Genomic DNA, 20916 nt, shown 5'->3' on the forward strand with positions numbered 1-20916 from the left:
GCGCGGCATGGAACATTCCCGCTTCAACCTCTCGCGCTGGGCGCTCGAGCACCAGCCGCTGACGCGCTACCTGCTGGTGGTGCTGCTGCTGGGCGGCCTGTTCGCCTACTTTCAGCTCGGCCAGGACGAAGACCCGCCGTTCACGTTCCGCGTGATGGTGGTGCAGGCCTACTGGCCCGGCGCCACCGCCGAGCAGATCGCCGTGCAGGTCACCGACAAGATCGAGCGCCAGCTGCAGGAAGTGCCCTACGCCGACAAGATCCGCAGCTTCTCCAAGCCCGGCGAGACCACGGTGATCTTCCAGCTCAAGGACACCTCGCCGGCCAAAGAGACCGCGCAGATCTGGTACACCGTGCGCAAGAAGGTCGGCGACATCGCGCAGACGCTGCCGGCCGGCGTGCGCGGGCCGTTCTTCAACGACGAGTTCGGCGACGTGTACGGCTCGATCTACGCGCTGTCCGCCGACGGCTTCAACTACAAGGAACTGCGCGAGTACGCCGACCTGGTGCGCCAGCAGCTGCTGCGCGTGCCCGCGGTGGCCAAGGTGGCGCTGATCGGGCTGCAGGACGAGAAGATCTTCATCGAGTTCAACCAGGCGCGCTTCGCCCAGCTTGGGCTCGACATCAACGCCATCGCCGACCAGATCTCGCAGCAGAACGGCATGAACGCCAGCGGCGTGCTGGTGACGCCCGGCGACAACCTGCAGGTGCGCCTGTCGGGCCAGTTCGCTGACGTGGCCGACCTGGAGAACCTGGTGCTGCGCGGACCCAGCGGCGTCGCCAACATCCGCCTCGGCGACATCGCCCACGTCTACCGCGGCTACGTGGACCCGCCGCAGAGCAAGATGCGCTTCCAGGGCAAGGAAGTGATCGGCCTCGGCATCTCGATGGAGAAGGGCGGCGACATCATCGCGCTGGGCAAGAACCTGCGCGCGGCGATGGACGGCCTGCGCGGGCAGCTGCCGGTCGGCATCGAGCTCGATCAGGTGCAGAACCAGCCCGAGGCGGTGGAACGCTCGGTGGGCGAGTTCGTGCACGTGCTGATCGAGGCGGTGGTGATCGTGCTGGGCGTGAGCTTCGTCTCGCTCGGCCTGCACACCCGGCCGCTGCGCCTGGACGCGCGGCCCGGGCTGGTGGTGGCGCTGACCATCCCGCTGGTGCTGGCCGTGACCTTCCTGTTCATGAACCTGTTCGGCATCGGCCTGCACAAGATCTCGCTCGGCGCGCTGATCGTGGCGCTCGGGCTGCTGGTGGACGACGCCATCATCGCGGTGGAGATGATGGTGCGCAAGCTGGAGGAAGGCTTCTCCAAGATGGAGGCCGCCACCTTCGCCTACACCTCCACCGCCATGCCGATGTTGACCGGCACGCTGATCACCGCCGCCGGCTTCCTGCCGGTGGGGCTGGCGCGCTCCACGGTGGGCGAATACACCTTCGCCATCTTCGCCGTGACGGCGCTGGCGCTGGTGCTGTCGTGGCTGGCCGCGGTCTATTTCACGCCCTACCTGGGCTACCTGCTGCTCAAGGCCCGCCCAGCCGGCGAGGGCGCCCAGCACGAGGTCTTCGACACGCCGTTCTACAACCGCTTCCGGCGGCTGGTGCACTGGTGCGTGACCTGGCGCAAGACCGTGATCGCGGTCACGCTGGTGGCTTTCGGCCTCGGCCTCTATGCCTTCAAGTTCGTCGAGAAGCAGTTCTTCCCGGACTCCAGCCGCCCCGAGCTGATGGTGGAATTGTGGCTGCCCGAAGGCAGCAGCTTCGCCCAGACCGAGGCCGAGACCCGGCGCTTCGAGCGCGCGCTGCGCGACGACCGCGAGATCGCCAGCCTGGCCAGCTTCGTCGGCACCGGCGCGCCGCGCTTCTACCTGCCGCTCGACCAGATCTTCCCGCAGAGCAACGTGGCGCAGGTGATCGTGCTGCCGGCCGACGTGGCCCTGCGCGAGCGCGTGCGCCAGCGCGTGACCGACCTGCTGGCCAGCGATTTCCCGCACCTGCGCGGGCGCGTCAAGCTGCTGCCCAACGGGCCGCCCGTGGCCTATCCGGTGCAGTTCCGCGTGATCGGCCCCGAAGCGGCCGGCGTGCGCAAGCTGGCCGATGAGGTCAAGGCGGTGATGAGCGCCAACCCCAACACGCTGGGCGTCAACGACAACTGGAACGAGAGCGTCAAGGTGCTGCGCCTGGACATAGACCAGGACAAGGCGCGCGCGCTCGGCGTGAGCAGCACCGCCATCGCGCGTGTGACCCAGACCGTGCTCACCGGCGTGGCGGTCGGCCAGTACCGCGACGGCGACAAGCTGATCGACATCCTGATGCGCGCCCCGCGCAACGAGCGCGACGCCATGTCCGACCTGCAGAACGTGCAGGTGCCCACCGCCAGCGGCCGCGTGGTGCCGCTGACCCAGGTGGCGCGCATCGCGTTCCGCTCCGAGCCCGGCGTGGTCTGGCGCGAGAACCGCGACTTCGGCGTGACCGTGCAGTCCGACGTGGTCGAAGGCATCCAGGGCCCCACCGTGACCGCGCAGATCAATCCCAGGCTCGACGCGCTGCGCGCGCAATTGCCGCCCGGCTACCGCATCACGGTCGCCGGCGCCGAGGAAGAAAGCGGCAAGGCCGGCGCCTCCATCGCGGCGCAGCTGCCGCTGTGCATCTTCATCATCTTCACGCTGCTGATGCTGCAATTGCACAGCTTCTCGCGCGCGCTGATGGTGTTCCTGACCGGCCCGCTCGGCCTGATCGGCGCCGCCGCCACGCTGCTGCTGCTGCGCGCGCCGATGGGCTTCGTCGCCCAGCTCGGCATCACCGCGCTGCTCGGCATGATCATCCGCAACTCGGTGATCCTGGTCGACCAGATCGAGCAGGACATCCGCGGCGGCGCGCCGGCCTGGGAAGCCATCGTCGAATCGGCGGTGCGCCGCTGCCGCCCCATCATCCTGACCGCGGCGGCCGCCGTGCTGGCCATGATCCCGCTCTCGCGCTCGGCCTTCTGGGGCCCGATGGCGGTGGCCATCATGGGCGGCCTGATCGTCGCCACGGCGCTCACGCTGCTGTTCCTGCCGGCGCTGTACGCGGCGTGGTTCAGGGTAAAGGCGCCGGAGGCGGTGGCGGTGGTGGCGCGCTGATGCCGCCGGCAGGGCCGCGCAAGCCTGCGCGGCCCTGTTTCGTGCCGGGACGGGACTATTCGCCCGGGACTATTCCCCCGTCACCGGAACGGCTTGAAATGGCACGTGGGGCAATAGAGCGACACGCCGGGCTCGCCCTCGATGACCAGATTGCCCGACCGATACTGCGTGACACTCCACGTGCCCCGTTTCCCGTCCTTGAACGACACCTCGCCGGCGGCCGAGCACGGCGACCAGTCGACGGCGTGAAGCGCATCCTGCTGACTGATCTCTCTTGCGCCGGCCAGGAAGCGGCGCACCGTGCGCGCGGTGACGACGAAATCCTTGCAGGTGGAGTCGGCATCGGTGGCCAGCGGCGAGCGCCGCGCATTCTCCGTGATCGTGACCGACCGGATCTGCGGCAGGTGGATGAGGCAGGTGCGCGGTTCGAACTCGGTTGCGGGAGCGCATTCGGTCTTGGCGAGAGCGTTGGGAATGATGGCGCTCGCCGCGGCCAGGAAGACCAGGATTCTCACCATTGCGCGGTGCTCGCTTCCGTGTGATTCTTTCGGGAAATGTCGGGATGCCTGAACACTTCCTGGGCCGATATTCCCAAGGTCTGCGACAGGTTCCGTATCAGCCATTGAAGTGCTTCGTTTTGCGACGGTGTCACTGTCTCGTACACTTTCTTGTGGTCAGGTACGAGATTGCCTCGAGGGAGCGCTTCTCCCACAAGTTCTATGCCGATCGCGTCTTCGTTTGACGGGAAGCGATCCAGTGCGGTCTTTTTCTTTTCCTTGGCGTGTTCTGCCGCTGGATTGAATGCCTTCAAGGACTTGATTTCGGCGGGACTGCATCGATGTTCAGCCAGGCACCTGGCCTTGAGTCTGCCAACATGGGCTGTCTTGCGGTAGACCGATGCCGTCTGATAGATGGTTCCGTCCTTGTCAATCAGGAAGTGGGCGCCATTGGCCGATGCGTTGGCATAGCTATGAAAGGTGGAGTCAGCCGAGCTGCTGCCGGTCTGATGAACAACGATGCCCACGATCGAGGACATCTGGCCACGTTCGATGGATTTCTGTATGCGTCCAAGTACACGTCCGTCGACGATTTCACCATTTTCCGAAATTATCATGCCAATTCTCTCATCCGAAAGCAGGCCATTTGCGAATGCGCAAACAAGCTGAACCAGGAAATAGTCTCGCTATGGCCGGTTATATCAGGGATTCAGGATTTCACATTCCCGAGGAAATGCTTTGCGTAGGCTAGCAAAGGGAAAATGGAGATTGTTGGGGAAGTTTCAGAAAGATGGGAATTGAATGGTTATTAATGTATCGAGCGCCCGGTTAATTTGGTACGGGTCCGATAAATTGACTCGAATAGGCAGGCGTACGCTGACTACGCACGAATGATTGCTTGCGAATCGACTGCAAGTTTTGACGTTACGCCTGCCAGGCGTTTGTTGTCTTACATCGCCTCGAACACCACATCCTGCGCGCCTTCCCACAGCACCTTGGTGCCGAGCGCGCGCAGGTTTTCCTTGCCTTCGACGATGGTCAGGAAGTGGTTGCCGGCGAGCTGGCCCATCTTGCTGGCGAAGCAGCAGCTGCCGTAGGCGAGGATGATCTCGGTCTCGCTGTAGCCGCCCGGGTAGAACAGGATGTCGCCCACGGAGGGGTGGCTGGTGTGGTTCTCGAAGCCCACGCCGAGCTTGAACTCGCCCAGCGGAATCCAGCAGCCTTCGCCGCTCCAGCGCACGTGGATCAGCTTCTGGCGATAGGGCAGCAGCCTGGTGAAGGCGGCTACGGTGAGCGGGGCGTCGGGATTGGTCTCGGCGACGAACTGGTAGCCGCCGGCGGTGATGCGGATACGGGCCATTGAGGCTCTCCTGGTCTGGTCGGAACTGGTCGAAAGAAAACGGGGATAAAACGCACGGGCAGAAACGCGCGCGCCGCCGGGCTGGCCGGCGGCGCGCGCGCATGCTGGCGAGAGGCGTAGCTTAGCCCAGCGCCTTGAGGAGGTGTTCCGCGAAGGCGATCAGGCTGCGGTCGCTGCCGGCCGGACCCATCAGCGAGAGGCCGAGCGGCGCGCCGTCGCGGCCGGACAGCGGCAGGCTCATCTGCGGGAAGCCGGTGAGCGGCGCCAGGCAGAGGATCTGGGACGAGCGGTTGCGGTAGTCCTCGAGCGTGTCGTCGTCGGCGCCGGACAGCGGGGCGATGTCGGGCATGGTCGGCATCAGCAGCACGCCGTCCTCGCCGAGCAGCGCGCCGACGTGCGCGGTGACGGCGCGGCGGATCGCCGTGGAGGCTTCGAACTGCTCGGCGGTGACGCTCTTGGAGAAGGCGAAGCGGCCGGCCACGTCGGGGCCGAGATGCAGGCCGTATTGCTCGATCAGTTCGCCGTCGGCCTGCCAGGCTTCCCAGCCCTGCACGTAGCGGAAGGCCCACCAGATGTCGAGCAGCGGCTGGTTCATCACCGTGACCGGCGCGGCCTTGCCGAGCGCGGACTCGACGCGGCCGACCACCGGCAGCAGCGCGTCCAGCGCGGGCGCGGTGGGCAGGCGGAACAGGTCTTCGGCCAGCAGCAGGCGCGGCGCGGCCGGCAGCGCGCGCGCATCGGCGCCGAGCAGCACGTCGGCCACGCGCGAGAAGGTGGCGATGTCGCGCGCGAAGAAGCCGCAGGTGTCGAGGCTCTCGGCCAGCGGCAGGGTGCGCTCGAGCGAGACGCGGCCGTGCGAGGGGCGGATGCCGAACAGGCCGCAATGGCTGGCCGGCGCGCGCACCGAGCCGCCGGTGTCGCTGCCGAGCGCGAAGTCGCACAGCTTGTTGGACACCGCCGAGGCGGAGCCGGACGACGAGCCGCCGGTGATGCGCCCGGGCGCGGCGCCGTTGACCGGCGAGCCGTAGTGGACGTTCTTGCCGTTCATCGAGAAGGCGAGCTCGTCGGTGTGGGTCTTGCCGACGAAGGTGGCGCCGGCGTCGAGCAGGCACTGCACCGCGGGCGCGGTGGCGGTCTTGATGCCGGACCGCGCCAGCACGTGCGGATTGCCGCCGCCGGTGGGATAGCCCGCCACGTCGAACAGGTCCTTGGCGGCGAAGGTCAGGCCGTGGAGCGGGCCGGACGACGCGCTGGAGACGGCAGCGACGGGGTAGGGCATGAAGGCGCGGGCGGGGTGGGTAGCCAGGGACATGGGGTTGGGCTTCCTAACGTTGGGGTGTTCAGGCGGCGGCTTCGGCAACGGCCGGTTCGGATGCGAGGATACAGCTCACGCGGTGTCCCTGCCCGAGATCGGTGGTGGCGGGCACCTGCGCCAGGCATGCCGGGCGCGCGTGCGGGCAGCGCGGCGCGAAGGTGCAGCCGGGCGGCAGCGCGGCGAGGTCGGGCGGCGAGCCGGCGATGGTCTGCAGCCGCTGGCCGCGGTCCATGCCGTGCTGGCGGCTTTGCAGCAGCGCGATGGTGTACGGATGGCGCGCGGCGCGCAGCAGCGTGCGGATCGGGCCTTCCTCGACGATGCGCCCGCCGTACATCACCGCCACGCGGTCGGCGATCTCCACCGCCGCGCCGATGTCGTGCGTGACGAACACGATCGACAGGCCGAGCTCGCGCTGCAGTTCGCGCAGCAGGATCAGCACCTGGATCTGCACGGTGGCGTCGAGCGCGGTGGTGGGCTCGTCGGCCAGCAGCACCTTGGGGCTGGCCGACAGCGCCAGCGCGATCATGGCGCGCTGGCGCATGCCGCCCGACATTTCGTGCGGGTAGGCCGCCAGGCGCCGCTCGGGGCTGGGAATGCGCACCGACTCCAGCGCGCGCAGCGCGCGCTGGCGCGCCTCGCTGGCGGACACGCTGGCATGGGTGCGGATGCACTCGATGATCTGCTGGCCGACGGTGTAGACCGGGTCCAGCGCCAGCAGCGGCTCCTGGAACACCATCGCCACGGTGCCGCCGCGCAGGCGCTGCAGCGCGCGCGCGTCGAGCGCCATGACGTCGGCGCCGTCGATGCGGATGGCGCCTTCCATGCGCGTGCGGCGCGGCGGGTGCAGGCGCATGAGCGCGCGCAGCGTCACGCTCTTGCCCGAGCCGGATTCGCCGATCAGGGCCAGCGCCTCGCCGGGCGCCACGTCGAGCGAGACGCCGTTGACGGCGCGGATGGTCTTGCCGCCGCCGGAGAAGGTCACGCGCAGGTCGCGCACCGATACCATCGGGGCGGCGGCTTGCGCTTCGGCGTGGTTGTCTTGTGGGGTGGTCACGGTAAGCCTCGCTCAGGTCGTTGCGGCCAGCTGGCGGCTGTGGCCGCCGTCCGCATGGGCCATCAGGCAGGCCACGGGATGCCCGGCCAGCGCGTCCGACAGCGCCGGCGCGCGGCGTGCGCAGACCGCCTCGGCCATCGCGCAGCGCGGGTGGAAGCTGCAGCCGGACGGCGGGTTGATCGGGTTGGGCGGGTCGCCCGCCAGCGGCGCGACCAGGGTGCGGTGGTCCGGGTCGGTGGCCGGCATCGAGGCCAGCAGCGCGCGCGTGTACGGATGGGCGGGATTGGCGTAGAGCGTCTCGGTGTCGCCCACCTCCACCACCTTGCCCAGGTACATCACCATCACGCGGTCGCACAGGTAGCGGATCACGTTGAGGTCGTGGCTGATGAAGACGTAGGTGAGGTCGAACTCGGCCTTGAGCTCCAGCAGCAGGTTCAGCACCTGGGCCTCGACCGACTTGTCGAGCGCGGACACGGCTTCGTCCAGGATCACCAGGCGCGGGCGCAGCACCAGTGCGCGCGCGATGTTCACGCGCTGGCGCTGCCCGCCCGACAGTTCATGCGGATAGCGCCCGGCGAAGCGCGCCGGCTCCAGGCCCACGCGGTCGAGCAGCGCGCGCGCCCGCGCGCTGGCCTCGGCCGCGCCGATGCCGTGCACGCGCGCGGTGAAGGCGATCGATTCCTCGATGGTGAGGCGCGGGTTGAGCGAGGAATAGCTGTCCTGGAACACCATCTGCACCTGGCTGCGGAAGCGCTTCATCGGCAACTGCGCCGAGCCCACGCCCTGGGCGTCGAAGATCAGCTCGCCGCTGTCCTGCTCGATCAGCTGCATCAGCAGGCGCGCGGTGGTGGACTTGCCGCAGCCCGACTCGCCCACCACGCCGAGCGTCTCGCCCTTGCGCACCTCGAAGCCGACGCCGTCGACGGCGCGCACCACGCCGGCGCGGCGCCCGGGGATCTTCGACTTGAGCGGGAAGTGCTTGACCAGGTCGCGGGCGATCACCAGCGGCTGGGCCGGGCCGCCCACGTCGGGGTTGCGCAGGGCTTCGGGCAATGTGGTATCGGTCATGGCGTCAGTCCTTGATTTCCATCGCCGAGCGGATGCCGTCGGCGAGCAGGTTGAAGGAGATCGAGGTCATGAAGATCATGGCGCCGGGCAGCGCGGCCACCCACGGCTGCGTGTAGATGGCGGTGCGCAGCGTGTTGAGCATCAGGCCCCATTCCGGCTCGGGCGGCTTGACGCCGAGGCCGAGGAAGGACAGCCCCGAGGCCAGGATCATCGACACCGAGATCAGGCTGGTGGCGTAGACGAAGATCGGGCCCAGCACGTTGTTGAGCACGTGCGCGCGCACGATGGTCAGCGATGAGGCGCCCGAGGCGCGCGCCGCGTCGACGAACTCGCGGTTGCGCACCTGGGTGGTCACGCTCTCGGCCACGCGCACGATCTGCGGCACGAACACGATGGTCAGCGACAGCAGCGCGTTGCCCACGCCGGCGCCCAGCGTGCCCGACAGCGCGATCGCCAGCAGCACGGACGGGAACGCGTAGAGGATGTCCACCAGGCGCATGATGACGGTGTTGGTCCAGCCGCCCGCGTAGCCGGCCACGATGCCCAGCGCGCTGCCGATCACGAAGGCGATCAGCACCGGCGTGATGCCCATGAACAGCGACAGGCGCGCGCCCAGCATCAGGCGCGAGAGCATGTCGCGGCCGAGCTCGTCGGTGCCGAGCGGATAGTGCTCGGTGCCGACCGGCTTGAGGCGCTTGAGGATGGAGGCGGCGTAGGGGTCGGACGGCATCAGCGCCGGCGCGAACAGCGCCATCAGCACCAGCGCGAGCAGGATCAGCGCGGCCAGCATGGCCAGCTTGTTGCGCAGCAGGCGCCGGCCGACCGTGGTCCAGTAGCCGGGCGAGCGCTGCACCAGCGGCGCGGCGGCGGGCTTCTTCAGGGTCATTTCCATAGGGGGCTCCCGGTCAGTTGCGCTGGATGCGGGGGTCGAACAGCGTCTGCAGCGCGTCCACCAGCAGGTTGAGCAGCACGAAGAACACGGCCAGCACGAGGATGGTCCCCTGCAGCAGCGGGAAGTCGCGCTGGAAGATGGCCGAGTTGAGCAGGAAGCCGGTGCCGGGCCACGAGAACACGGTCTCGATCAGGATCGAGCCGCCCAGCAGGTAGCCGAGCTGCAGGCCCATCACCGACAGCGCGGTCGGCGCCACGTTCTTGAGCACGTGGCGGAACACCGCGAGCTCGGACAGCCCGCGCGCCTTGAGGCCGACGATGAATTCGTTGGAGAGGATCTCCGCGACCAGCGCGCGGATGGTGCGCGCGACGATGCCCATCGGAATCACCGACATCGTGACCGCCGGCAGCACCATGTACTGGATATGCTCCCAGTCCCACTGCCAGTCGCCCGAGCCGCCGGGGCCGGCGCCGGTGGCCGGCAGCCAGCCGAGGAACACCGAGAACACGATCACCAGCACCATGCCCAGCCAGTAGTGCGGCATGCTGACGCCGAACACCGACAGGAACGAGGCGGTGCGGTCGGCGGCGGAATCGCGGAAGTAGCCGGCCACGAAGCCGAACAGGCAGCCGAAGGTGAAGCCGATCAGCGTGGCCACCGCGGCCAGGCGCACCGAGTTGATCACCGCCGTCATCACTTCGCTCATGACCGGCCGGTTGGTGGCGATGGAGGTGCCCAGGTCGCCGTGCAGCGCGCGCGTGAGCCAGTGCACGAATTGTTCGAGGAAGGGCTTGTCGAAGCCGTACAGCGCGGTGAGCTGGCGGCGCAGTTCTTCCGAGGCGTCGGGCGGCAGCACCGACACCAGCGGGTCGCCCGGCGCGATATGGACCAGCGAGAAGCACAGCAGGGCGACCCCGAGCAGGATGGGGATCGCGTAGACGATGCGGCGGAGCAGGTAAGTCATGGGCTTGGCCGGCTAGAGAAAACGAATGGGTGGGGCAAGGCAATGCAATCGCGGCAACGCGCCGGCTGTCTCCCTTCTCCCGCGGGCGGGAAAGGGGAGACAGCCAGGGCAGCCTGACCGGCGCGGCGCATCTGTCCGTGCGCCTGCGCCGTCAATGCCGCTCAGTCCATCGACATGGTGGCCATGTCGATGAACCAGCTTTGCGGCTGCACCACGCCCTTGACCTTCTTCGAGATGGCGCGCGGGCCCACGTCGTGCGCGATCAGCACGAACGGCGCCTCTTCCACGATGCGCGCGTGCAGCTTGGCCAGCGCGGCGTCGCGCGCCTTGTCGTCGAAGGAGGTGCGCGCGGTCTCGATCAGCTTGTCGAACTCGGCGTTGCCGAAGTAGCCCCAGTTGTTGGAGACCGGCGGCTGCGTCTTGGTGCTGACGAAGCGAACCATCGCGAAGAACGGGTCCATCGCCGCGAAGCTCACGTTGATGGCGTTGGCGCCGTGCGCGCTCGGGTCCTTGGCGCCGATGCGCCAGTTGGTAAACAGCGTGTTCCACTCGACCACGTCGAAGTCCACGTCGAAGAAGCACTCCTTCAGGTTCTGCTGCACGTACTCGTTCATCGGCAGCGGCTGCATCTGGCCCGAGCCCGAGGCCGACACCTGCACCTTGACCTTGACCGGCTTGGCGGCCGAGTAGCCGGCCTCGGTCATCAGCTTGCGCGCGGCGCTGGGGTCGTACTTGATGTCGAACTTGGGATTGCCCCACCACGGGTTGCCGGGCTCGACGATGCCCTTGGCCTCGGCCATGTAGCCACCCAGCAGCGTCTTCAGGCCGGAGCGGTTGACGCACAGGTTGGCGGCCTCGCGCACGCGCTTGTCGAGCCAGGGCGAGCCGGGCGCGAACGACACCTGCCACGGCCACATGTGCGGCTGCGCGTTGGCGTAGACCTCGAAGCCGCGGCTCTTGATCTGCGCCACGGCGTCGGGCGCCGGCGCCTCGATCCAGTCCACCTGGCCGGACAGCAGCGCGGCGGTGCGCGCGTTGGCTTCCGGCATCGGCAGCATCACCACCTTGTCGATCTTGGGCACGCGCTTGGCGTCCCAGTAGCTCGCGTTCTTCACCACCTCCAGCCGCTCGCGCGGCACGAAGCGGCTCATCTTGAACGGGCCGGTGCCGGAGGCGTCGGCGGCGAACGCCACCCAGGCCTGCTTGCTGCGCTCGGCCGCGTCGGTCACGGAGGCCGGCACCGCGGCCAGCTTCTTCTCCCACTGCGTGGGCGAGGCCATGAACAGGTTGCTGAGGTTGTAGGGCAGGAACGAGTCGGGTTCCGACGTGACCAGCTCGACGGTCAGGTCGTCGATCTTCTTCGCCGAGCGCAGCGTGGGCATGCGCGAGGCGGTCACGCCGACCTGGCTGGGGTCGAACTGCCTGGCGGTCTTGTCGAGCACCTTGTTGACGTTCCACACCACGGCGTCGGCATTGAACGCGGAGCCGTCATGGAACTTGACGCCGGGGCGCAGCTTGAAGACCCACTTGGTCTTGTCCTTCGCGTCCACCTTCCATTCCGTGGCCAGGTCGGGGATCAGCAGGCTCGGGCCGTTGGCCTTGGACAGGTCCCACTGGGTCAGGCCGTCGTACATCGGGATGCCGGTGAAGCGGTTGCCTTCGAAGCCCTGGTCGGGCTGGCCCAGCGTGCGCGGGATGTCGGCGGCGGTCATGCCGATGCGCAGCACCTTCTCGGCGTGGGCCGCGCCGGGCAGCGCGAGCAGGGACAGCGAGGCGAGCGCGGCGAGCGCGGTGGTCGTGGCGACGGTTTTCAGGCTGGGTTTCGTGCTTCCGGTGGCGGAGGAAGAAAAAACGGTCACGGGCAGGACTCCTGGGTGGGGGAAGGGGAGACGGACGAATTCCTCCAAGCAAGTCATGTGCCAGTTGCCGTCCGGGCGGGGCGCCGGGCGCGTCCCGGCCGCGCTTTTCTCATGGCCTGCTTTTTGCTGACCTGTCCTTTCGTTTCCCAACCAACCGGTTTTCCGACATGGACCAGCAACACCTCCCCCGCATCAATGCAGACCGCCTCTGGCAATCGCTGATGGAACTCGCCAGGATAGGCGCGACGCCCAAGGGCGGCGTGTGCCGCATCGCCCTGACCGAGCTCGACAAGCAGGGCCGCGACCTCGTGACGGGCTGGTGCCGCGAGGCCGGGCTCGCGGTGCGGACCGACGAAGTGGGCAACGTGTTCGCGCGCCGCGCCGGCAGCGACCCGGACGCGCCCACCGTGGCCACCGGCAGCCATATCGACACCCAGCCCTCGGGCGGCAAGTTCGACGGCAATTTCGGCGTGCTGGCGGGCCTGGAGGTCATGCGCACGCTCAACGACCACGGCGTCGTCACGCGCGCGCCGCTGGAGCTGGCGTTCTGGACCAACGAGGAAGGCACGCGCTTCACGCCCGTGATGATGGGCTCGGGCACCTTCGCCGGCGTGTTCGAGGCCGAATTCGTGCGCGCCCAGCGCGACCTCGACGGCATCAGCGTGGGCGAGGCGCTCGAGCAGATCGGCTACCGCGGCGAGCACGCGGCGGGCGAGGTGCCGGGCGGCATGTTCGCGGCCTATTTCGAGGCCCATATCGAGCAGGGGCCGGTGCTGGAAGCCGCCGGGCTGCCGATCGGCGTGGTCTCGGGCGCGCTCGGCCAGCAATGGTACGACGTGACCGTGACCGGGCAGGACGCCCACGCCGGCCCCACGCCGCTGGCGCTGCGCCACGACGCCATGCTGGCGGCCGCGCGCATGATCGAAGAGGTCAACCGCATCGCCGTGGCGGAGGCCCCGCACGGCCGCGGCACGGTCGGCTACGTGAACGTGGCGCCCAACTCGCGCAACGTGATCCCGGGCCGCGTCGATTTCTCGGTGGACTTCCGCAACCTGTCGCAGCCGGGGCTGGACCGCATGGACGCGGCCATGCGCGCGGCGTTCGGGCAGATCGCGCAGCAGGGCGGAGTCGCGGTGGAGATCCGCCAGGTGGTGAAGTTCGAGCCGTGCGCATTCGCGCCCGCCTGCGTGGACAGCGTGCGGCGCGCGGCCGCGGCGCTGGGGCTGCCGCACATGGACGTGGTCAGCGGCGCCGGCCACGACGCGGTCTACGTGGCGCAGCGCGCGCCGACCGGCATGATCTTCGTGCCGTGCAAGGACGGCATCAGCCACAACGAGCTGGAAGACGCGCTGCCCGAGCATATCGAGGCCGGCGCCAACGTGCTGCTGCAGGCCATGCTGGAGCACGCGCGGTAATCTGGCCGCGCTCTCAGTGCGCGATGGAGCGGGAAATCGCCCACGCGCACTCGATCACCATCGGCGCCAGCTTCTTCTGCGCCTCGGCCATGCTCCAGCGGCTGGCCGGCGGCGACACGTGCACGGCGCCCACCGGCTGGCCCTGGCTGTTGACGATGGCCGCGCCGATGCCCATGTCGCCGAGGAACAGTTCCTCGTTGTTGCACGCATAACCCACCTTGCGGCAGGCCGCCACGGTCTCGAAGATCGCGCGCACGTCGGTCAGCGTGGCCGGCGTGCGCGCCACGCGCGCCGAGCTTTCCAGCATGGCCATGACCTGTTCGTCCGGCAGCGTGCTCAGGTAGGCGCGGCCGCTGCTGGTGCAGTACATCGGAATGCGCATGCCTACCGGGGTCAGAACCGGGATGTATTTCGACGTCATCAGTTGCGCCACGTAGACCATGTCCAGCCCGACCGGCTCGGTCAGGTTGGCGGTCTCGCCGCTGGCATTGGCAAGCTGCGACAGGTAAGGGCTGGCGGCCTGGATCAGGGCGTCGGCGGACAGGTAGTTGTAGCCGATCTCCATCACCTTGGGCGTCAGGCGGAAGCGCCGCGTCTGCGGGTGCTTGGCCACGTAGCCGAGCTTTTCCAGCGTATGCACGGTGCGCTGCGCCGAACTCTTGGTCATGCCGGTAAGCGCGGCCAGCTCCGCCAGCGTGAGCGTGCGGTGGACGACGCTGAAGGCGCGCAGGACGTCCAGGCCCTTCTCCAGCGACTGGTTGAACAAAGGGTCGGGCCGGGTGGTGTCTTCGCCGCTTTCCGCGGCTTGCGGCGGCACGCCGCCGCCCTGGTATTCGATGTCCTGCACGGTCATTTCCGCTGTTCCGTCGAGTCCGCGGCGCCGGCTCCCGGCACCAACGCTGGGATGCCCTGCACCACGATGAATGCATATTGCACCAATATACGACTAAATCGATTATCGATTCATCGACAATGCGTCCATCATAAAAGGATGGCGTTGTTTTGGGAATAGCGGGCGAGGGCGCGCTGTGGCGCGGCGATAGGCGGGAGGCCGGCAAGCAGGCCGAAAAGCCTTGTCCGCAAAGGCTTTGCGAGGCGTGAACTGGTGTTTCGGGGCCGTTCGCTATCGAGCCTGTTCCAGATGCCTGCCGGGAAACCAGTCATCTCGCTCTAGCGTTTACCCCAATCCTGACCGTGTTGACGATCAGTGAAATATCAGACTAGTATCACAACAACTTCAATACCGTGGAACGCATCATGGCCCATCCGATCAGGCTGGTCGGCACCGCCGGCACCGGCGCCGCAGCGGACGGCGGCACGAGCCGTGCCGCCACCGGCGCCGCCATGCGCGAGCAGGCCTACGCCGAGATCAAGCGCCGCATCATCGCCTGCGAGTTCCGCCCCGGCGAGCCGCTCAACGAAGCCCAGGTCGCCGGCCTGCTCGGGCTGGGCCGCACGCCGGTCCACCAGGCGCTGCACCGGCTGGAAGTGGAAGGGCTGGTGTCGATCCTGCCGCGCAAGGGCGTGCTGGTGACGCCGCTGTCGCTCAACGAAGTGCTCGACATGATCGAGGTGCGCGCGACCAACGAGGTCCTGTGCGCCACGCTCGCCGCCGAACGCGGCCACGAGAGCGATTTCATGGCCATGCGCGAGATCGTGGACCGCACGCCCGATCTGCTGGCGCGGCGCGACATCGCCGGGCTGGCCTCGCTCGACCTCAAGTTCCATACCGCCATGTCTGCCGCCTCGCGCAACCGCGTGCTGGCCGACCTGCTGCGCAACCTGCACGAGAAGCAGGCGCGCTTCTGGTTCCTCTCGCTGTCCGACCCGCGGCACCTCGAGAAGGTCTACCAGGAACATCTGGAGATCGTCGACGCGCTCGAACGCCGCGACATCCCGGCCGTGCGCGAGGCCATCCGCGAACACATCGACGAATTCCGGAAGAACATCATCCGGACCATCTGAACCACCGACAGTTTTCTTCCGCCACAGGTAACAGGTAGTACGAACATGCCGACACTGCAATTCCAGGTCGCCGGCGAGGGCGCGCTCGCCCTCGACATCCAGCGCCTCATCATCGCCGGCTGGACCGGCCGCGACGCCGACGCCGTCAACCATCACATCCGCGAGCTCGAGGCGATCGGCGTCAGGCCGCCCTCGACCGTGCCGTGCTTCTACCCGCTGGCGGCCTCGCTGCTGACTACCGGCACGCTGCTCGAGGTGCCGCGCGAGGATTCCTCGGGCGAGATCGAATTCGTGCTGCTGGCCGGTCCGGACGATCTCTACATCGGCGTCGGCTCGGACCATACCGACCGCAAGGTCGAGGCCTACGACGTCACCGTCTCCAAGCAGATGTGCGCCAAGCCGCTCGGCACCGAACTGTGGCGCTTCGCCGAGGTGGCGGACCACTGGGACCAGCTGCAGATGCGCTGCTGGCGCACCCGCGGCGGCCGGCGCGAGCTGTACCAGGAAGGGCTGGTGACGCGCCTGCTCGACCCGCGCGACCTGATCCGGCGCCTGACCGGCGAAGACGCGCTGCCGCCCGGCACCGCCATGTTCTGCGGCACCCAGGCGGTGATCGGCGAGCTCGGCAGCGGCGAAGCGTTCGAAGTGGAGCTGCACGACCCGGTGCGCCAGCGCACCTTGCGCCATGCCTATCGCGTGGCCTGCCTGGCGGTGGCGCCATGAGCGGCGCGCACCCGACCATCGCCGCGCTCGCCGCCGACCTCGCCGCGGGGCGCGCCACCAGCGTGGCGCTGACCGAGCAGGCGCTGGCGCGCATCGCAGACCATCGCCGCCAGGGCGGCACGGCCTTCCTCGAAGTGGACGCGGCCGGCGCGCTGGCCGCCGCGCGCGCGGCCGACCAGGCGCGCGCCGCCGGGCTGGTGGCCTCGCCGCTGGCCGGGCTGCCGGTCTCCGTCAAGGACCTGTTCGACGTCAAAGGGCAGGTGACGCGGGCCGGATCGAAGGCGCTGGCCGGCGCGCCCGCCAGCGCCGACGCTGTCGCCGTGGCGCGCTTGCGCGCGGCCGGCGCCGTGCTGATCGGGCGCACCAACATGAGCGAGTTCGCGTTCTCCGGGCTTGGCCTGAACCCACACTACGGCACGCCGCGCACCCCGTTCGACCCGGCGCGCATCGCCGGCGGCTCCACCTCGGGCGGCGCGGTCAGCGTGGCGCAGGGCATGGCGGTGGCCGCGCTCGGCACCGACACCGGCGGCTCCATCCGCATTCCCAGCGCGTTCTGCGGCCTGACCGGCTTCAAGCCCAGCGCGCGCCGCGTGCCGCTCGACGGCGGCGTGCCGCTGTCCACCTCGCTCGATTCCGCCGGCCCGCTGGCGCGCTCGGTGGCCTGCTGCGCCGCGCTCGACGCCATCCTCAGCGGCGAGACGCTCGACAGCCATCCCGCGCCGCTGGCCGGGCTGCGCCTGCTGGTCACGCGCGACTTCGTCTGCGACAGCCTGGAGGCGGCGGTCGCGCAGGCGTTCGAGGCCACGCTGGAAACGCTGTCGCGCCTCGGCGCGCGCATCGTGCCGTTCGACTTTCCCGAACTCAGGCGCCTGCCGGACATCAACGCCGGCGGCGGCCTGACCGCGGCCGAGTCGTGGCACTGGCACAAACGGCTATTGGCCGAACGCGGCGACGCCTACGACCCGCGCGTGGCCATGCGCATCCGCCGCGGCGAGAAGCTCGGCGCCGCCGACTACCTCGACCTGCTGGCCGCGCGCCGCGCCATGCAGGCGCGCGCCGCCGGCCTGCTGCGCGAAGCCGATGCCTGGCTGATGCCCACGGTGGCGGTGCGCCCGCCGCGGCTCGACGCGCTGGACAGCGACGAAGCCTTCTTCGCCACCAACGGCCTGGTGCTGCGCAACCCGAGCGTGATCAATTTCCTCGACGGTTGCGCGGTTTCGCTGCCGCTGCCAGCGGCGGAGCGGGGCATCGGCCTCGGCGTGTGCGGGCTCGGCGGCCAGGATGCGCGCGTGCTGCAGGTGGCCGGCGCCATCGAGGCCGTGCTCCGGTAGTTCAGCAACCTCACCAGCAACCCGCCAGCAATCCAGCCAGCCACGACGAACCGAGAGGGCCGCGCCGACGCAGCGCGGCCCCGCCATCCCTATCCAAGGAGTTGTACCGATGACTACCGTGATGACCGGCGCCCCCGACACCCCCGACACCGCAGGGCACGCCGCGCCCAGCGCCGCCGAGCGCGACCATGCCTACCGCAAGATCGCGGTGCGGCTGGTTCCCTTCCTGGTCTTCCTGTTCGTGCTGGCCTGGATCGACCGCGTCAACGTCGGCTTCGCCAAGCTGCAGATGCTGCAGGACCTGCAATTCAGCGAAGCCGTGTACGGCTTCGGCGCCGGCATCTTCTTCATCGGCTACTTCCTGTTCGAAGTGCCCAGCAACCTGCTGCTGGAAAAGATCGGCGCGCGCCGCACGCTCGCGCGCATCACCATCCTGTGGGGCCTGGCGTCGATGGCGATGATCTTCGTCAAGACCCCCATGCAGTTCTACGCGCTGCGCTTCCTGCTCGGCATCTTCGAGGCCGGCTTCTTCCCGGGCGTGGTGCTTTACCTCACCTACTGGTTCCCCGCCCATCGCCGCGCCCGCATCAACGGCCTGTTCATGACCTCGTTCGCCATTGCCGGCGTGATCGGCGGCCCGCTGGCCGGCTTCATCATGAGCCGCATGGAAGGCGTCGAGGGCCTCGCCAACTGGCAATGGCTGTTCGTCATCGAAGGCATTCCGTCGGTGCTCGCCGGCATCGCCGTGCTCATGTTCCTGCCCGAGAAGCCGGCCGGCGCCGGCTGGCTCACGGCGGGCGAGCGCGACCTCGTCACGCGCGAGATCGACGCCGAGAACCGCGACCCCGCCAAGCACTCGTCGCTGCGCGACGCCTTCGCCAACGCCCGCGTCTGGATCTGCGCCGCCATCTACTTCTGCGTGGTCAGCGGCAACGCCACCATCGCGTTCTGGTCGCCGTCGATCATCAAGGAGCTCGGCGTGCAAGGCAACCTCCAGATCGGCCTGGTCTCCGCGCTGCCCTTCATCGCCGGCACCCTAGCCATGATCTGGAACGGCATCCACTCCGACCGCACCGGCGAACGCCGCCTGCACTGCGCCCTGGCCACCCTGATGGCCGCCGCCGGCCTCGTGCTCACCGGCATGTGGCTGCACAGCGCGGTGCTGGCGCTGATCGCGCTGACCATCGCCTCGATCGGCATCCTCGCCGCCTTCCCGGTGTTCTGGTCGCTGCCGTCCGCCTTCCTGGCCGGCACCGCGGCCGCCGGCGGCATCGCCCTGATCAACTCCATCGGCAACCTCGCCGGTTTCGTCGCCCCGTACATGATCGGCTGGTTCAAGACCAGCACCGGCCAGCTTTCCTCCGGCCTGTACTTCGTCGCCGCGCTGGAAGCCTGCGCCACCGTGCTGGTGCTGGCCTGCATCAAGGTCAAGCGCTGAAACCGGCGCCCGGCGCGCCCGCGCGGGGAAGACCCCGGCGAGGACCGCGGGGAGGGCTGGATTCCCCGCGCGCTTTGCGCTAGAATCCGCTGCCTCGTTGCGCTGCATGCGCAAAGTGCGCCGGCAGCACAGGAACACAAGCCAGGCGGGCAGTCCAAGCCGCCTGTTTTGCTTTGGGCTTCTCCTTGCTCATGTGGCTTCACATGCCGCCCGGCACGCTAGCGAGCAAAGCGGCCTCCCGCCAGGGATGCGCCCGCAGGGACTGCGAGGGTGGCGAAATTGGTAGACGCACCAGGTTTAGGTCCTGACGCCAGCAATGGTGTAGGGGTTCGAGTCCCCTCCCTCGCACCAAATTTCCCTTTTAAATCAATAGCATTGGCTTAGTTTGCTGTCAAAAATCTAGCTGGTTTTTGCCCGTTTTTCTTCTGATTTGACAGGAAATTTGCCAGCATCCGAAGCGAACTTCGCAACGGCCCGATTGCCGGCCTCGGCATCGGCAGATGGCATCCAGCGCCCGTAGACGCGGGCAATCATCGTCCAGTCCGCATGGCCCATTTGCTTGGCGACCCACATGGGGTGCTCGCCCGCGGAGAGCATCATCGAGGCGTAAGTGTGCCTAGTCTGGTAGGGATTCCGGTAGCGCACGCCGGCGCGCTTGAGTGCTGCCTGCCAGATGCGCCATAGCTGGTGTGATCCTGAAAATCGCTCGCCGGCGGCGGTCTTGAAGATGGGGCCATCCAGTTCGGCCAGAAAGGTGAGTGACTTTTGGGCTTGGAGCGCATCCTTGGCAGGGCCTAGCAGGCGGATGTCGCGCCGGCCCGCCGCGGTCTTCGGAAACTCCGCTATCCCTTTCGCCTCGCGTGTCAGGGCGCGCCGCACTCGGACATGGCCTTCCACAAAGTCGATATCGGACCAGTTCAGGGCGATCAATTCGGACGTGCGCAGACCGGTCCACAGTGCGAACTGGATCATATTCCGGTTGCCGGCAGGCAGCTTGGCTAGCACAGCGGCTTGCTCGGTCGGCGACAGCGGGTCAATCTCGTCGGCGCCCGCGCCCTCGACCGGCCGCTCAGCGCGCGCGTAGGTGTACCCGGCAAGTGGGTTCGACTCGATGATCTCGTCGTCTGCGGCGTCTCCGAGGGCGGAGCGCATGCAGCTCTGGATGTTGGAGAGCCGCTTGTTCGACACCTTCTTCTCTTTCTTCTCGTCGATGGTGGCCAGCCAGTCCCGGATCGGGCCACGCTTGAGGTCCGATAGGTGCATCTTCCCGAACTTCGGGATCACCCATCGATTGACGATCAGCGCATAGCCCTTGAAGGTCGATGCCTTGACCTCCGCCTTCTTTCGGGTGAGCCACCTATCAAAATAGACCTCAACGGTCAGGGCATCACCCGGCATCTCGGCGTGTGCAGCGGCACGCTTGGAGTCGGGAAAGGTCTTCGTGTAGTCGAACTCTCCCTTCTCGATGGCGTGCATCACAGCGGCCCGGAACTGCGTCAGCTTTCGAGTATTGGCAGGGCAGGGCTTCGCCTTGATGCGTTCCCGGCAGCGCTCGCCCTTGTAAGTGAAGGCGATTTCATAGCTGGAGTCTGAAACGATAGTGACTCCTGTCCCTTTTCTACCCATCGCTCGTACCCATCCATGTCGATGATGATTTTCTTGGTGCCTGGCTCGTACCGCCAGACGCTGCCTTCTGGCCAGATGCCTTTGCACTTTCGTGTGTAGACAGCCGCTGGCGTGTAGCCGGTCAACTCACAGAACTTGGCGATTGTTACAAAGCGTACCATGACGTCCTAGCCCTCCGGATGCATCGCGGCGGCGGCCGGGCGCTCGGTCAGATCAATTCCACGCATTTTCTTCTCCGATCCGCCGTGCTTGGCGGAATGCTGCAGACCCGGAGAACCCCAATTTCTGAAT

17 protein-coding genes and 1 tRNA gene are annotated in these 20916 nt (G+C 67.9%); 7 read left to right on the top strand and 11 right to left on the bottom strand.

All coding sequences use genetic code 11. The features are described 5' to 3' along the window. Positions 1 to 7: 7 nt before the first annotated feature. Positions 8 to 3118, top strand: coding sequence for an efflux RND transporter permease subunit (locus tag ACWTPI_RS08735; protein ID WP_454731434.1), 3111 nt, complete (start codon positions 8 to 10; stop codon positions 3116 to 3118). Positions 3119 to 3198: 80 nt separating this feature from the next. On the opposite strand, the gene ACWTPI_RS08740 is transcribed toward ACWTPI_RS08735, so the two are convergent. From ACWTPI_RS08740 to ACWTPI_RS08780, 9 genes are all read right to left on the bottom strand, one after another. Next, positions 3199 to 3636: a hypothetical protein gene (locus ACWTPI_RS08740; RefSeq protein WP_454731435.1), complete on the bottom strand. Its 438-nt coding sequence runs from the start codon at positions 3634 to 3636 to the stop codon at positions 3199 to 3201. Next, complete coding sequence (locus tag ACWTPI_RS08745) at positions 3630 to 4232, bottom strand: peptidoglycan recognition protein family protein (protein WP_454731436.1); 603 nt, start codon at positions 4230 to 4232, stop codon at positions 3630 to 3632. The genes ACWTPI_RS08740 and ACWTPI_RS08745 overlap by 7 nt, the downstream gene beginning before the upstream one ends. 332 nt (positions 4233 to 4564) lie before the next feature. After that, positions 4565 to 4975: a DUF3830 family protein gene (locus ACWTPI_RS08750; protein ID WP_020201254.1), complete on the bottom strand. Its 411-nt coding sequence runs from the start codon at positions 4973 to 4975 to the stop codon at positions 4565 to 4567. A 121-nt stretch (positions 4976 to 5096) separates the two neighbouring features. Next, positions 5097 to 6287 (bottom strand): amidase, encoded by a 1191-nt coding sequence (locus ACWTPI_RS08755; RefSeq protein ID WP_454731437.1) that lies wholly within the window; start codon positions 6285 to 6287, stop codon positions 5097 to 5099. 28 nt (positions 6288 to 6315) lie between these two features. Beyond that, positions 6316 to 7296 (bottom strand): ABC transporter ATP-binding protein, encoded by a 981-nt coding sequence (locus ACWTPI_RS08760; RefSeq protein ID WP_020201256.1) that lies wholly within the window; start codon positions 7294 to 7296, stop codon positions 6316 to 6318. Positions 7297 to 7356: 60 nt separating this feature from the next. Further along, complete coding sequence (locus ACWTPI_RS08765) at positions 7357 to 8412, bottom strand: ABC transporter ATP-binding protein (protein ID WP_059413063.1); 1056 nt, start codon at positions 8410 to 8412, stop codon at positions 7357 to 7359. Positions 8413 to 8416: 4 nt separating this feature from the next. Next, positions 8417 to 9304, bottom strand: coding sequence for an ABC transporter permease (locus ACWTPI_RS08770; protein ID WP_020423667.1), 888 nt, complete (start codon positions 9302 to 9304; stop codon positions 8417 to 8419). 13 nt (positions 9305 to 9317) lie between these two features. Next, entirely contained in the window at positions 9318 to 10268 is a 951-nt protein-coding gene (locus ACWTPI_RS08775) for an ABC transporter permease (RefSeq protein WP_020201259.1), read from the bottom strand. Between the two features lie 161 nt (positions 10269 to 10429). Continuing rightward, the gene (locus ACWTPI_RS08780) at positions 10430 to 12082 is read right to left on the bottom strand and encodes an ABC transporter substrate-binding protein (protein ID WP_454732459.1); all 1653 of its coding nucleotides are present in this window, start codon (positions 12080 to 12082) and stop codon (positions 10430 to 10432) included. Between the two features lie 212 nt (positions 12083 to 12294). On the opposite strand from ACWTPI_RS08780, the gene ACWTPI_RS08785 reads away from it, so the two are divergent. Continuing rightward, positions 12295 to 13542, top strand: a complete 1248-nt coding sequence (locus tag ACWTPI_RS08785; protein ID WP_454731438.1) for a Zn-dependent hydrolase — start codon at positions 12295 to 12297, stop codon at positions 13540 to 13542. Between the two features lie 13 nt (positions 13543 to 13555). On the opposite strand, the gene ACWTPI_RS08790 is transcribed toward ACWTPI_RS08785, so the two are convergent. Beyond that, entirely contained in the window at positions 13556 to 14395 is an 840-nt protein-coding gene (locus tag ACWTPI_RS08790; protein ID WP_454731439.1) for an IclR family transcriptional regulator, read from the bottom strand. A gap of 404 nt (positions 14396 to 14799) precedes the next feature. Here ACWTPI_RS08790 and ACWTPI_RS08795 point away from each other — a divergent pair, with 404 nt between their 5' ends. From ACWTPI_RS08795 to ACWTPI_RS08815, 5 genes are all read left to right on the top strand, one after another. After that, the gene (locus tag ACWTPI_RS08795) at positions 14800 to 15507 is read left to right on the top strand and encodes a GntR family transcriptional regulator (protein ID WP_454731440.1); all 708 of its coding nucleotides are present in this window, start codon (positions 14800 to 14802) and stop codon (positions 15505 to 15507) included. 45 nt (positions 15508 to 15552) lie between these two features. Further along, on the top strand, positions 15553 to 16230 hold the full coding sequence (locus ACWTPI_RS08800) for a DUF2848 domain-containing protein (protein WP_020201264.1): 678 nt from the start codon (positions 15553 to 15555) through the stop codon (positions 16228 to 16230). Further along, on the top strand, positions 16227 to 17561 hold the full coding sequence (locus ACWTPI_RS08805; protein WP_454731441.1) for an amidase: 1335 nt from the start codon (positions 16227 to 16229) through the stop codon (positions 17559 to 17561). The genes ACWTPI_RS08800 and ACWTPI_RS08805 overlap by 4 nt, the downstream gene beginning before the upstream one ends. Before the next feature lie 109 nt (positions 17562 to 17670). After that, positions 17671 to 18999 carry an MFS transporter gene (locus ACWTPI_RS08810; protein WP_454731442.1) on the top strand — a complete coding sequence of 443 codons (1329 nt, stop codon included), beginning with the start codon at positions 17671 to 17673 and terminating at the stop codon, positions 18997 to 18999. Between the two features lie 264 nt (positions 19000 to 19263). After that, a tRNA-Leu gene (locus tag ACWTPI_RS08815) sits at positions 19264 to 19350 on the top strand. A gap of 48 nt (positions 19351 to 19398) precedes the next feature. On the opposite strand, the gene ACWTPI_RS08820 is transcribed toward ACWTPI_RS08815, so the two are convergent. Further along, positions 19399 to 20625: an Arm DNA-binding domain-containing protein gene (locus ACWTPI_RS08820; protein ID WP_454731443.1), complete on the bottom strand. Its 1227-nt coding sequence runs from the start codon at positions 20623 to 20625 to the stop codon at positions 19399 to 19401. Positions 20626 to 20916 lie beyond the last annotated feature (291 nt).

The sequence above is a fragment of the Cupriavidus ulmosensis genome (genome assembly GCF_977008105.1).

Excerpts from the sequence above, each read along its gene's own strand:
- ACWTPI_RS08740 (WP_454731435.1), bottom strand. The coding sequence starts at position 3,636 with ATGGTGAGAATCCTGGTCTTCCTGGCCGCGGCGAGCGCCATCATTCCC.
- ACWTPI_RS08790 (WP_454731439.1), bottom strand. The coding sequence starts at position 14,395 with ATGACCGTGCAGGACATCGAATACCAGGGCGGCGGCGTGCCGCCGCAA.
- ACWTPI_RS08770 (WP_020423667.1), bottom strand. The coding sequence starts at position 9,304 with ATGGAAATGACCCTGAAGAAGCCCGCCGCCGCGCCGCTGGTGCAGCGC.
- ACWTPI_RS08775 (WP_020201259.1), bottom strand. The coding sequence starts at position 10,268 with ATGACTTACCTGCTCCGCCGCATCGTCTACGCGATCCCCATCCTGCTC.
- ACWTPI_RS08785 (WP_454731438.1), top strand. The coding sequence starts at position 12,295 with ATGGACCAGCAACACCTCCCCCGCATCAATGCAGACCGCCTCTGGCAA.
- ACWTPI_RS08760 (WP_020201256.1), bottom strand. The coding sequence starts at position 7,296 with ATGGTATCGGTGCGCGACCTGCGCGTGACCTTCTCCGGCGGCGGCAAG.
- ACWTPI_RS08750 (WP_020201254.1), bottom strand. The coding sequence starts at position 4,975 with ATGGCCCGTATCCGCATCACCGCCGGCGGCTACCAGTTCGTCGCCGAG.
- ACWTPI_RS08820 (WP_454731443.1), bottom strand. The coding sequence starts at position 20,625 with ATGGGTAGAAAAGGGACAGGAGTCACTATCGTTTCAGACTCCAGCTAT.
- ACWTPI_RS08735 (WP_454731434.1), top strand. The coding sequence starts at position 8 with ATGGAACATTCCCGCTTCAACCTCTCGCGCTGGGCGCTCGAGCACCAG.
- ACWTPI_RS08810 (WP_454731442.1), top strand. The coding sequence starts at position 17,671 with ATGACTACCGTGATGACCGGCGCCCCCGACACCCCCGACACCGCAGGG.
- ACWTPI_RS08765 (WP_059413063.1), bottom strand. The coding sequence starts at position 8,412 with ATGACCGATACCACATTGCCCGAAGCCCTGCGCAACCCCGACGTGGGC.
- ACWTPI_RS08805 (WP_454731441.1), top strand. The coding sequence starts at position 16,227 with ATGAGCGGCGCGCACCCGACCATCGCCGCGCTCGCCGCCGACCTCGCC.
- ACWTPI_RS08800 (WP_020201264.1), top strand. The coding sequence starts at position 15,553 with ATGCCGACACTGCAATTCCAGGTCGCCGGCGAGGGCGCGCTCGCCCTC.
- ACWTPI_RS08745 (WP_454731436.1), bottom strand. The coding sequence starts at position 4,232 with ATGATAATTTCGGAAAATGGTGAAATCGTCGACGGACGTGTACTTGGA.
- ACWTPI_RS08755 (WP_454731437.1), bottom strand. The coding sequence starts at position 6,287 with ATGTCCCTGGCTACCCACCCCGCCCGCGCCTTCATGCCCTACCCCGTC.
- ACWTPI_RS08795 (WP_454731440.1), top strand. The coding sequence starts at position 14,800 with ATGGCCCATCCGATCAGGCTGGTCGGCACCGCCGGCACCGGCGCCGCA.